The organism is Streptomyces kebangsaanensis, assembly GCF_001906585.1.
GTDB lineage: Bacteria > Actinomycetota > Actinomycetes > Streptomycetales > Streptomycetaceae > Streptomyces > Streptomyces kebangsaanensis.
Window position 1 is genome coordinate 27,640 of record NZ_JUJA01000152.1, and the last position, 10,482, is coordinate 38,121.

Annotated in this window: 14 protein-coding genes and 1 tRNA gene; 3 read left to right on the forward strand and 12 right to left on the reverse strand. The window is 70.9% G+C overall.

Annotated elements, in window-relative coordinates; genetic code table 11:
• On the reverse strand, positions 1-1,783 hold a 1,783-nt coding region (locus tag RH94_RS24815; protein WP_234426024.1), incomplete at its 3' end, for an MDR family MFS transporter.
• A gap of 14 nt (positions 1,784-1,797) precedes the next feature.
• Positions 1,798-2,322: a MarR family winged helix-turn-helix transcriptional regulator gene (locus RH94_RS24820; RefSeq protein ID WP_073950097.1), complete on the reverse strand. Its 525-nt coding sequence runs from the start codon at positions 2,320-2,322 to the stop codon at positions 1,798-1,800.
• A 341-nt stretch (positions 2,323-2,663) separates the two neighbouring features.
• Between RH94_RS24820 and RH94_RS24825 the strand changes: the two genes are divergently transcribed.
• A complete protein-coding gene (locus tag RH94_RS24825; RefSeq protein ID WP_073950098.1) occupies positions 2,664-2,855 on the forward strand; it encodes a hypothetical protein in 192 nt (63 codons plus the stop codon).
• An 89-nt stretch (positions 2,856-2,944) separates the two neighbouring features.
• On the opposite strand, the gene RH94_RS24830 is transcribed toward RH94_RS24825, so the two are convergent.
• The 8 genes from RH94_RS24830 to RH94_RS24865 form a co-directional block, all read right to left on the reverse strand.
• Positions 2,945-3,871 (reverse strand): RNA polymerase sigma factor SigF, encoded by a 927-nt coding sequence (locus RH94_RS24830; protein ID WP_073950099.1) that lies wholly within the window; start codon positions 3,869-3,871, stop codon positions 2,945-2,947.
• A 247-nt stretch (positions 3,872-4,118) separates the two neighbouring features.
• The gene (locus tag RH94_RS24835; RefSeq protein WP_073950100.1) at positions 4,119-5,003 is read right to left on the reverse strand and encodes an RNA polymerase sigma factor SigF; all 885 of its coding nucleotides are present in this window, start codon (positions 5,001-5,003) and stop codon (positions 4,119-4,121) included.
• A gap of 162 nt (positions 5,004-5,165) precedes the next feature.
• Positions 5,166-5,459, reverse strand: a complete 294-nt coding sequence (locus tag RH94_RS24840) for a Dabb family protein (RefSeq protein ID WP_073950101.1) — start codon at positions 5,457-5,459, stop codon at positions 5,166-5,168.
• Entirely contained in the window at positions 5,456-5,635 is a 180-nt protein-coding gene (locus RH94_RS24845) for a hypothetical protein (protein WP_073950102.1), read from the reverse strand. The genes RH94_RS24840 and RH94_RS24845 overlap by 4 nt, the downstream gene beginning before the upstream one ends.
• Positions 5,636-5,773: 138 nt before the next feature.
• Positions 5,774-5,858, reverse strand: a tRNA-Ser gene (locus tag RH94_RS24850).
• Positions 5,859-5,926: 68 nt separating this feature from the next.
• Complete coding sequence (tadA, locus tag RH94_RS24855; RefSeq protein ID WP_234426030.1) at positions 5,927-6,358, reverse strand: tRNA adenosine(34) deaminase TadA; 432 nt, start codon at positions 6,356-6,358, stop codon at positions 5,927-5,929.
• An 83-nt stretch (positions 6,359-6,441) separates the two neighbouring features.
• On the reverse strand, positions 6,442-6,975 hold the full coding sequence (locus RH94_RS24860) for a tRNA adenosine deaminase-associated protein (RefSeq protein ID WP_073950104.1): 534 nt from the start codon (positions 6,973-6,975) through the stop codon (positions 6,442-6,444).
• Positions 6,976-7,279: 304 nt separating this feature from the next.
• Positions 7,280-7,474, reverse strand: a complete 195-nt coding sequence (locus RH94_RS24865; protein WP_073950115.1) for a hypothetical protein — start codon at positions 7,472-7,474, stop codon at positions 7,280-7,282.
• Positions 7,475-7,738: 264 nt separating this feature from the next.
• Here RH94_RS24865 and upp point away from each other — a divergent pair, with 264 nt between their 5' ends.
• Entirely contained in the window at positions 7,739-8,374 is a 636-nt protein-coding gene (upp, locus tag RH94_RS24870) for a uracil phosphoribosyltransferase (protein WP_073950105.1), read from the forward strand.
• 122 nt (positions 8,375-8,496) lie between these two features.
• Here the strand turns inward: upp and RH94_RS24875 are convergent, their stop codons facing one another.
• On the reverse strand, positions 8,497-9,126 hold the full coding sequence (locus RH94_RS24875; protein WP_073950116.1) for a LytR C-terminal domain-containing protein: 630 nt from the start codon (positions 9,124-9,126) through the stop codon (positions 8,497-8,499).
• A 132-nt stretch (positions 9,127-9,258) separates the two neighbouring features.
• Positions 9,259-9,555, reverse strand: a complete 297-nt coding sequence (locus tag RH94_RS24880) for a type II toxin-antitoxin system VapB family antitoxin (protein WP_004943146.1) — start codon at positions 9,553-9,555, stop codon at positions 9,259-9,261.
• Between the two features lie 104 nt (positions 9,556-9,659).
• Here RH94_RS24880 and RH94_RS44505 point away from each other — a divergent pair.
• A partial coding sequence (locus RH94_RS44505; protein WP_234426025.1) for a helicase HerA-like domain-containing protein occupies positions 9,660-10,482 on the forward strand: 823 nt, incomplete at its 3' end.

Sequence of the window (10,482 nt, forward strand, 5' to 3'; positions counted from 1 at the left end):
CCGCCACGGCGGCGCCCTCGGGACCGGCCTCGGCGGAGGCGGCCACCGCCCAGCTGGGCACCCGCTCCCCGGCGGGACCGGGCGTCTGTCCGGCACCGGACGTCTCCGCGGCGACGGCCGCGGGCTGCGGGGACCGGGCCTCGGCCACCACCGGCGCCGCGGCCGGGTCCACCGGCGCGGTCTCCTCCTCGGCGGCCTGCGCCAGCGCGCCCTGGGTCCGCAGCGGGACCTCCTTGATGAACAGCGAGACCAGGAAGGCGACCGCGGCCAGCGCGGCGGCGATCAGGAAGATGTCGGCGATGCCGTGCCCGTAGGCGCTCTCCATGACCGTGCGCAGCGGCTCGGGCAGCGCGTCCATGTCCGGGATGCTGTCGCTCGCCGAGCCGGAACCGGACAGGGCGGCCGCGTACTTCGGGGGAAGGCCGGCCACACCGTCCTTGACGTAGTCGGTGATCCGGTGGGCCATCACCGCGCCCAGCGCGGAGACGCCGACCGCACCGCCCAGGGAGCGGAAGAAGGTGACCGTGGAGCTGGCCGCGCCGAGGTCGCCCGGCGCCACCTGGTTCTGCGTGCACAGCACCAGGTTCTGCATCATCATGCCGATGCCGAGGCCCAGCAGCGCCATGAAGACGGCCGTCTTCCAGTAGTCCGTGTCGTACCGGACGGTGCCGAGCAGGCCCAGCCCCGCCGTGACCAGCACACCGCCGCCGACCAGCCAGCCCTTCCAGCGGCCGGTACGGGTGATGAGCTGACCGGAGACGGTGGAGGAGACGAACAGGCCGCCGATCATCGGGATGGTCAGGACGCCCGACATGGTCGGGGACTCGTCCCGGGCCAGCTGGAAGTACTGGCTGAAGAACACGGTCCCGCTGAACATCGCGACACCGACGAACAGCGAGGCGAGCGACGCCAGCGTGATGGTGCGGTTGCGGAACAGCCGCAGCGGGATGATCGGCTCGCTCGCCCTGGCCTCGACGAGGACGAACAGCGCGCCGAGGACGACCGAACCGGCGACCATCGTGTACGTCTGCCACGACAGCCAGTCGTACTTGTCACCGGCGAAGGTGACCCAGACCAGCAGCAGCGACACCGCGGCGGAGATCAGGAACGCGCCGGTCCAGTCGACCTTGACCTTCCGCTTGGCCACGGGCAGGTCCAGGGTCTTCTGCAGGACGATCAGCGCGATCACCGCGAAGGGCACGCCGACGTAGAAGCACCAGCGCCAGCCGAGCCAGGAGGTGTCGGTGATGACACCGCCGAGCAGCGGGCCGCCGACGGTGGCCACGGCGAAGGTGGCGCCGATGTAGCCGGAGTACCGGCCGCGCTCCCGCGGGGAGATCATCGCGGCCATGATGATCTGGGCGAGGGCGGCCAGACCGCCGCTGCCGATGCCCTGCACCACGCGGCAGGCGATCAGCATGCCCGGGTTGTGCGACAGGCCCGCGCAGGCCGACGCCAGGACGAAGATGACGAGCGCTATCTGGACGAGCGCCTTCTTGCTGTAGAGGTCGGCGAGCTTGCCCCACAGGGGAGTGGCCGCGGTCATCGACAGCAGGGCGGCGGTGACCACCCAGGTGTAGGCGGACTGGCCTCCCCCGAGGTCACCGATGATCTCCGGCAGGGCGTTGGAGACGATCGTGGACGACAGGATCGCCACGAACATGCCGAGCATCAGCCCGGAGAGCGCCTCCATGATCTGCCGGTGCGTCATCGGAGCGCCGCTGGAGGAGCCTCCCCCGTGTTTGGCGTGGGCCCGCACACCGGCTGGTGTGGTCGTTGCCATGGGCTTCCTTTTTCTTACGTGCTTGCGGGTGTACGGGTGGTCTTGGGGGCGGGCCCCGGGTCCGGCCGGGACCCGGGCCCCAGGGGTGCGGGGTGCCGGTTCGGAGTGGACCGGCATTCGCCGAAGCTGGCGCGCAGGCGTGTCATCAGCCGGATGAGCTGGCCGACCTCGTCGTCGCTCCAGTCGCTCAGCCGCTCGGCGAGCAGATGGGTGGTCCGCCGGTACAGCTCGTCGAGCAGGTCCACCCCGGCGGGCGTCAGGCGCAGGATGCGCGAACGCTTGTCCGCGGGGTCCGGGAACCGCTCGATCCAGCCGCGCGCGGCGAGATGCGCGACATGCCGGCTGGTCACCGACATGTCCACGGAGAGCAGCTCGGCGAGCTTGCTCATGCGCATGTCCCCGCGGCGGCCGAGCAGGGTCAGCACGGCGGCCGAGCCGGCCGGGCAGTCGGGCGGCAGGGTCCGCCCCATGCCCCGTTTCACGACTCCGACGGCACTGAGCTGACGCGCCAGTTCCTCGTACTGCGCCTGCTCCGCCATCACACCTCCCGTATTCGTTGCTTCGGGCAACGATATGAGCGGTTGGTTGCTGCAGGCAAACAAATCGGGGGGTGGGGGCGCAAAAACTTGGCAAAGGCAAGTATTGGCGAGCGTAAACCCGCAGGTGATGGTGGATGTGAAGGTCGCCGACGATCACTGTTCAGCCCAGACCGGTGCAATCGGCCCGTCCGGCGTTCGAGGACGAGGCCGCCCGGGCCGAATCGGGAGTCCGGGGGTGGCAGCCCCCGGGGCCGGCCACACCAACTCCGGTGTGCCTCAAGCACGCTGGACAAGCCCCCCACGTGGGCAAGTGTCCAGAGTCTTCGCTAGGGTCTCGGGCCATGGCTAACACCCAGGGCCCCCAGGGCAACTACGACCCCGCCGGCAGCACCCAGATGTTCCGCGCGTTCGTCGACGAGGCTCCCCAGGGCGGGCAGCAGCAGGCCTCCTCGGGCCCGCGCGTCGGCCTGATCGTCGGTGTCGTCGTCGCCGTGGCGATCGTCGCGGCCGTCGCCTGGCTCGCGCTCAAGTAGAGCGATCAGGAATATGGGAAAGCAGCCACCATGGCAGCGTGCCATGGTGGCTGACACCCCGTTGACGGGGAAGAGCCGGCCCGAACGGCTCAGTCCGAGATGAGTCCCTCCCGCAGCTGTGCGAGAGTCCGCGTCAGCAGCCGCGAGACGTGCATCTGCGAGATGCCGACCTCCTCGCCGATCTGCGACTGGGTCATGTTGGCGAAGAAGCGCAGCATGATGATCCGCCGCTCGCGGGGCGGCAGCTTGGCCAGCAGGGGCTTGAGCGACTCGCGGTACTCCACGCCCTCCAGCGCCGTGTCCTCGTAGCCGAGGCGGTCCGCCAGGGAGCCCTCGCCGCCGTCGTCCTCGGGGGCCGGGGAGTCCAGCGAGGAGGCGGTGTAGGCGTTGCCCACCGCGAGGCCGTCCACGACGTCCTCCTCCGACACACCGAGGACGGTGGCCAGTTCGGTGACCGTCGGGGAGCGGTCGAGCCTCTGGGAGAGCTCGTCGGACGCCTTCGTCAGGGCCAGGCGCAGCTCCTGCAGGCGCCTGGGCACCCGCACCGACCACGACGTGTCGCGGAAGAAGCGCTTGATCTCGCCCACGACCGTCGGCATCGCGAAGGTCGGGAACTCCACGCCCCGCTCGCAGTCGAAGCGGTCGATCGCCTTGATCAGGCCGATCGTGCCGACCTGGACGATGTCCTCCATCGGCTCGTTGCGGGAGCGGAAGCGGGCCGCCGCGTAGCGGACCAGCGGGAGGTTGAGCTCGATCAGGGTGTCCCGGACGTAGGCACGCTCGGGGCTGTCCTCGTCGAGTGCGGCGAGCCGCAGGAACAGGGAGCGGGACAGGGTGCGGGTGTCGATGGTCTCCGAGTCCGGCGAGGCCGGGGCGGAAGCGGCCGGAAGAGCCGTGGCGGGAGCGGCCTCGAGGGCCACCACATCGTCGAGGGCGTCGATCGGCTCGAGCGCCGGGGAGGGCGTCTCGCTCTTCGTGAGCGTCAGCACCTTGGAGCTGCCCTGTTCTGCGGACATGCCACCCCCTTTGGGTCGCGGGACGGTCGCGACCGCGCCCTCCGAAGAGAAGAACGCAGTCCTCACCTGAGATACCGGAGCCGGAGCCACGGCAAACGCGCTTCCCGCAGAATGTCACATGTCGGCAACGCGCTGTAGGGACTTGTCGACATCCGAGACGCGAATCGGCCCTGGAAAGAAGGGGTCTGACGGCTTTTCGGGCCGAAGGTGTCGGGAACCGCCCGGGTGGGCGATTCGCCCGTGCCGGTTACACCTCGATCCTGTTTGCGGATCGCAGCCGCTGGAAGCTACGCGCGAGTAGCCGGGAGACGTGCATCTGGGAGACGCCGAGCTCCGCACTGATCTGCGACTGGGTGAGATTGCTGTAGTAACGCAGCAGCAGGATCCTCTGCTCCCGTTCGGGGAGCTGGACGAGGAGGTGGCGGACCAGGTCGCGGTGTTCGACGCCGTCGAGGGCCGGGTCCTCGTAGCCGAGCCGGTCCAGCAGTCCGGGCAGCCCGTCGCCCTCCTGGGCCGCCTCCAGGGAGGTCGCATGGTACGAGCGTCCCGCCTCGATGCAGGAGAGCACCTCGTCCTCGGTGATGCGCAGCCGCTCGGCGATCTCGGCGGTCGTGGGGGAGCGGCCGAAGGCGGTCGTCAGGTCCTCGGTGGCGCTGTTGACCTGCACCCACAGCTCGTGCAGCCGGCGCGGGACGTGGACGGTGCGGACGTTGTCGCGGAAGTAGCGCTTGATCTCGCCGACGACCGTCGGCATCGCGAAGGTCGGGAACTGCACGCCCCGGTCCGGGTCGAAGCGGTCGATGGCGTTGATGAGCCCGATGGTGCCGACCTGGACGACGTCCTCCATCGGCTCGTTGCGGGAGCGGAAGCGGGCGGCGGCGTAGCGTACGAGCGGAAGGTTCGCCTCGATGAGCGCCCCGCGCACGCGGGCGTGCTCGGATGAGCCCGGTTCGAGCCCCTTCAGCTGGGTGAAGAGCACCTGGGTGAGGGCCCGGGTGTCGGCGCCGCGCCGCTTCTCCGGGGGCGGGGCGGCAGCAGGGGCGGCCGTCTGGGCGGAAGCTCCCTCCGGGGGCGGCGTAGTCCTGGCCGACACGGTCAACGCCACCTCTTCGTCGATCAACTCATCCAGCAAAAGCGGTCATAGCATCACAAGACAGCTGCATGGGGTTCAAGCACCACATACTCACGTGTTGAGGGGTGAAATGACGCGTAAGACGCGCAAAGGTCCCGCGCCGTTCCGGTGCGGGACCGGCCGTGCGGCCATACGGCCGTACGGCTGAGAAATGTGTGGCCGTCAGAACTCGTAGTCGGCGATCACCCACGTGGCGAATTCCCGCCACTGGGCGACGCCCGCCTGGTGGGCCGGGTGCTCCAGGTACCGGCGCAGGGCGTCGGTGTCCTCGACCGCCGAGTTGATCGCGAAGTCGTAGGCGATGGGCCGGTCGCTGACGTTCCAGCCGCACTCCCAGAAGCGCAGCTCGTCGATCCGGCCGCCGAGGGCGCGGAAGGCCTCCGCGCCGGCCACGACGCGCGGGTCGTCGCGCTCGACGCCCTCGTTCAGCTTGAACAGGACCAGGTGGCGGATCATGACTCTCCTCCGTTGGCGACCCACGTCATGAAGTCGCCGATGGCCTTGGCGGCGTCCGAGATGCCCTGGAACCCTATCTGGACGTAGCTCGCCGCCTTGGGGGGATCGGTGATGATCACGTACAGCGCGAAGATCACGAGCACAAGGACGGCGATCTTCTTGGCATGCACCGCCATCGCGGTCTCCCCCTGTCGCTGGTTGTCCTGTCGTCGGCTGCCCCGGCGCGGGCCTGCCCTGCCGAAGATCCGTACCGGGCCGAGCGCTGTAGATGATCGCACGAAGGGCCCCGTCCGGTGGACGGGGCCCTTCTCGAGCGGTAGCGGTGGGATTTGAACCCACGGTGACTTGCGCCACACTCGCTTTCGAGGCGAGCTCCTTCGGCCGCTCGGACACGCTACCGAGGGAGACCTTACAGCACGCCGGGTCGTGGCCCGAAATCCGTTTCCCGCGTGCCCCGGCGACCGGGCTCAGCGGCCGCGGAAGAAATCGGTGAGCAGCGCGGCGCACTCGTCGGCGAGGACGCCCTCGATCACCTCGGGCCGGTGGTTGAGCCGCCGGTCCCGTACGACGTCCCACAGGGAGCCGGCCGCGCCCGCCTTCTCGTCGCGGGCGCCGTAGACCACCCGGTCCACGCGGGACAGGACGATCGCGCCGGCGCACATCGTGCACGGCTCCAGCGTGACCACCAGCGTGCAGCCGGACAGCCGCCACTGCCCGGTCCTCGCGGCGGCCCGCCGGATGGCGAGGACCTCCGCGTGGGCGGTCGGGTCGCCGGTGGCCTCGCGCTCGTTGTGGCCGGCGCCGAGCACGGTCGTACCGTCGCCGGACAGCACGACGGCGCCGACGGGGACGTCCCCGCCCCGGACGGCCCGCCCGGCCTCGTCCAGGGCGAGCAGCATCGCGGCCCGCCAGCGGTCGCGCACCGGGTCCGGGACCCCGGCCGCCTCCGGCGTCCTGCTCGTGCCCGGCGCGCCCGGCCCGGTCAGCGGACGGTCTCCAGGACCTCCGAGGCGCCCAGGGCGTCGGCGATCGCGTTCAGCGCGTCCTCCGCGTCCAGGGTGCGCAGCTCCTTCTCGCTGACGCCCAGGTCGTCGAGGATCCCGCCGTCGCCCAGCGGGCCGTGCGTGAGGGCCTCGGCGGACACCGGCTCCTCGTCGTCCTCGGCGGACGCCGGTTCACCGTCCTCCGTGCCGTCGAGGTCGAGGGAGTCCAGGTCGGGGCCGTCGTCGCCGGGTTCCCGGCCGAGCAGTTCGTCGGTGAGCAGGATCTCGCCGTACGAACTGCGGGCGGCGGCGGCGGCGTCGGAGACGTAGATACGAGGGTCGTCCTCGCCCTCCACGCGGACGACGCCGAACCACGCGTCCTCCTGCTCGATCAGGACGAGCACCGTGTCGTCGTCGGCCGAGGCTTCCCGGGCCAGGTCGGCCAGGTCGGACAGCGTCTCCACGTCGTCGAGCTCTGTGTCGCTCGCTTCCCACCCGTCTTCGGTGCGCGCGAGCAGTGCGGCGAAGTACACCGTGACTCTCCCACTGGTCATAGGTGTGCCGGTCGGGGGTCCCCCCGGCGGAGGTTCTGGGCGGAGAGAGCTGGGCTCCGAGTCCCGCCCACTCGGAATCGTGGCAGAAACAATGCCTTCAGGGGACGTCTTCGCCTCCCTGTGTCCGGCGGTTTCGTCGGTACGTCGGTGAAGGACCCATCAGCGCAGTCGTCGCCGCCGCACCCGGATCGTACGCGGGTTTTCCCCGGCGTCCACGCACGTCCACCGCCCGGGCGTCCGCGCGGGTGTCGCTCCTCCCGCGTGTCTTCCGCGCGTGTCCCGCCTACCAGCGGAACGTGCGCATGCGCATGGCGCGCCGCAGCCGGGCGGTCTTGGCGCGGCGGGGCTGGACGCGGTCGCGCAGGGCGCGTGCCTCGGCGAGTTCGCGCAGGAAGCGGGCCCGGCGGCGCCGGCGCTCGCTGTCGGTCTCGGATATGTCCGCCGTCTTCGGCGCGTTCACCGTCTCCGGTGTGTCCATCGTCTTCGGCGTGCCCGTCGTCTCCGGCGCGTTCACTGTCTCCGGCGTGTCCGCCGTCTCCGGCTGTGCGTGCGGCGACGGATTCTTGCGTGATTCCCGGTCAGGCATTGGCTCACCACTCCAGTCCGTCCCTCCCACTTTCCCTCGGACGGGAGCTTGATGCCACAACAGCGCACGAACAGCGCACGACGGCGGGGTTGCGGCCGGGGTGGCCGGGGCGACGGCAGGGAGCGGGCGGATTCGGGGCCCGGTTACTGTTGGCACATGCGTCTCCACGTCGTCGACCACCCCCTGGTCGCCCACAAGCTCACCACGCTGCGCGACCGGCGCACCGACTCCGCGACCTTCCGCAGGCTCGCCGACGAACTGGTCACCCTGCTCGCCTACGAGGCGACGCGGGACGTGCGCACCGAACAGGTCGACATCGACACGCCGGTCGCCCGGACCACCGGCGTCAAGCTCGCCCGCCCGCGGCCCCTGGTGGTGCCGATCCTGCGGGCCGGGCTCGGCATGCTGGACGGCATGGTCCGGCTGCTGCCGACCGCCGAGGTGGGCTTCCTCGGCATGATCCGCAACGAGGAGACGCTGCAGGCCTCGACGTACGCCACGCGCATGCCGGAGGACCTCTCCGGCCGCCAGGTCTACGTCCTCGACCCGATGCTCGCCACCGGCGGCACCCTGGTCGCGGCGATACGGGAGCTGATCGAGCGCGGTGCCGACGACGTGACCGCGGTGGTGCTCCTCGCCGCTCCCGAGGGCGTCGCGGTCATGGAACGCGACCTGGCGGGCGCCCCGGTGACCGTCGTGACGGCGTCGGTCGACGAACGCCTCGACGAGCAGGGCTACATCGTCCCGGGCCTGGGAGACGCGGGCGACCGGATGTACGGGGCGGCGGACTAGGACCCGCGGGGCCGGTCGGCGCCGCAGGGGCCGGCTGCCCGCGCGAGCGGCGAGATGGTACGGCGCTCGGTCCCCCGGAAAGGGGCGGACCGAGCGCCTTCTGTACGCGGCCGTACGGCCGTTCAGCAGCTCTTCTTCGTCGTGTCGGCCGTCGGCTGCGGGGCGTTCAGGGCGGCCAGGGCCTTCTCGGCGGCCGCCTGCGGGGTCAGCTCCTTGAAGTCCGTGCCGATGATCAGGTCGACCTCCGCGCCCTTGCGGGCGTCGGTACGGCTCTCGGCGCCGGCGAGCTGGGTGGCGAGGACGGGCAGCGAGGTGTTCAGCGAGGAGGCCGGGCCGAGGAGGATCCCGGCGCCCTTGACCTTCTTGTCGAACTCCTTGGTCGCGTTGCCCACCTGGCCGATGCGGAAGCCGCGCTTCTTCAGCTCGTCCGCGGTCTGCTTGGCCAGGCCGCCGCGGGGCGTGGCGTTGAGGACGTTGACGGTGATCTGGCCCGGCTCGGGCAGCGCACGGGCCGGGTTCGCCGCGGACGGACTCGCCGTGGGCGCCGCCTTCGTCGAGCAGTCCTCCTTGGCGCCGGCGGCCGAGGCCTTCCTGCCGCCCCCGGTGAAGACGTCGATGAGCTGCAGCGTGCCCCAGCCGAGCACACCGAGCACCGCCACGGAGGCGACGGCGAGGAACACGAGCCTGCCGCGCCTGTGGGGCCGGCGCATCCGCGGGTACTTGTTCCCCGTGATCCGGTACTTCCCGCCCATGCCGGGGGGAGTCAGCATGCTCATGGGCGCAGCGTAGTGCGCGTGAGCGGTGATTCCTACCAGATGATCATTCGATACCGCGCAGGAGAACCCAAAAGGTCCAAGCCGTTATCGAACGGGGACCCGGACGGCTCAGTCCAGCTCGAGCACGCGCGCGTGCAGCACCTGGCGCTGCTGGAGCGCCGCACGCACCGCGCGGTGGAGGCCGTCCTCCAGGTACAGGTCGCCCTGCCACTTCACGACGTGCGCGAAGAGGTCGCCGTAGAACGTCGAGTCCTCCGCGAGCAGGGTCTCCAGATCGAGCTGCTGCTTGGTGGTCACGAGCTGATCGAGGCGGACCGGGCGCGGCGCGACGTCCGCCCACTGCCGGGTGCTCTCCCGGCCGTGGTCGGGGTACGGCCGGCCGTTTCCGATGCGCTTGAAGATCACACGGAAAGCCTACCGGCCAAGAGCTTCCGGGCGCAGCCCGGCCACCGGAGTGCGACGCTGGAAATGCCGCAGCAAACCGGGCGATTCGGGAACAGGGGCCTGAGATGAGTGACAGTGAGACCATGCCCGGAGCCGCCGCCCGCGAGGTTCGGGGAAGCGCCCCGGCGCTCCCGGGGGAGGCCCTGCGGATCGCCTCCGGATACGCCTTCGCCGGGCCCGCCCTGGACCTGGGCGCCCTGATCTGGGACGGGCACTGCCTGCCCGACGCGCGGATCCGCGTCCCCCTGCCGATGCTGAACCGCCACGGGCTGGTCGCGGGCGCCACCGGCACCGGCAAGACCAAGACGCTGCAACTGATCGCCGAGCAGCTCTCGGCGCAGGGCGTGCCGGTCTTCCTCGCGGACGTCAAGGGGGACCTGTCCGGGGTCTCGGAGCCGGGCACGGCGGACGACCGCGTCCGCTCCCGGGCCGCCGAGGTCCACCAGCGGTGGACGCCGGCCGGCTTCCCCGCCGAGTTCTACGCCCTGGGCGGCACGGGCCACGGCGTTCCGCTGCGGGCGACCGTCACCAGCTTCGGGCCGCTGCTGCTGTCCAAGGTGCTCCGGCTCAACCAGACGCAGGAGCAGTCCCTCGGTCTGATCTTCCACTACGCCGACACCAAGGGCCTGGAGCTGATCGACCTCAAGGACCTCAGGGCGGTCGTCGCCTTCCTCACCTCCGACGAGGGCAGGCAGGAGCTGAGGGACATCGGCGGTCTCCCGGCCGCCACCGCCGGGGTGATCCTGCGGTCCCTCACCGCCTTCGAGGCGCAGGGCATGGCGGACTTCTTCGGCGAGCCGGAGTTCGACACGAGCGAGTTCCTGCGCACGGCCGGCGACGGCCGCGGGGTCGTCTCCGTCCTCGAACTGCCCGCCGTCCAGGACAAGC

Bases quoted from the DNA above. Each gene is read 5' to 3' on its own strand.
- RH94_RS24845 (WP_073950102.1), bottom strand. From the start codon at position 5,635: ATGGCGGTGCATGCCAAGAAGATCGCCGTCCTTGTGCTCGTGATCTTC.
- tadA (WP_234426030.1), bottom strand. From the start codon at position 6,358: ATGCTGCTCGCCCTGGACGAGGCCGGGCGGGCCGTCCGGGGCGGGGAC.
- RH94_RS24820 (WP_073950097.1), bottom strand. From the start codon at position 2,322: ATGGCGGAGCAGGCGCAGTACGAGGAACTGGCGCGTCAGCTCAGTGCC.
- upp (WP_073950105.1), top strand. From the start codon at position 7,739: ATGCGTCTCCACGTCGTCGACCACCCCCTGGTCGCCCACAAGCTCACC.
- RH94_RS24865 (WP_073950115.1), bottom strand. From the start codon at position 7,474: ATGGACACACCGGAGACGGTGAACGCGCCGAAGACGGCGGACATATCC.
- RH94_RS24830 (WP_073950099.1), bottom strand. From the start codon at position 3,871: ATGTCCGCAGAACAGGGCAGCTCCAAGGTGCTGACGCTCACGAAGAGC.
- RH94_RS24840 (WP_073950101.1), bottom strand. From the start codon at position 5,459: ATGATCCGCCACCTGGTCCTGTTCAAGCTGAACGAGGGCGTCGAGCGC.
- RH94_RS24825 (WP_073950098.1), top strand. From the start codon at position 2,664: ATGGCTAACACCCAGGGCCCCCAGGGCAACTACGACCCCGCCGGCAGC.
- RH94_RS24875 (WP_073950116.1), bottom strand. From the start codon at position 9,126: ATGGGCGGGAAGTACCGGATCACGGGGAACAAGTACCCGCGGATGCGC.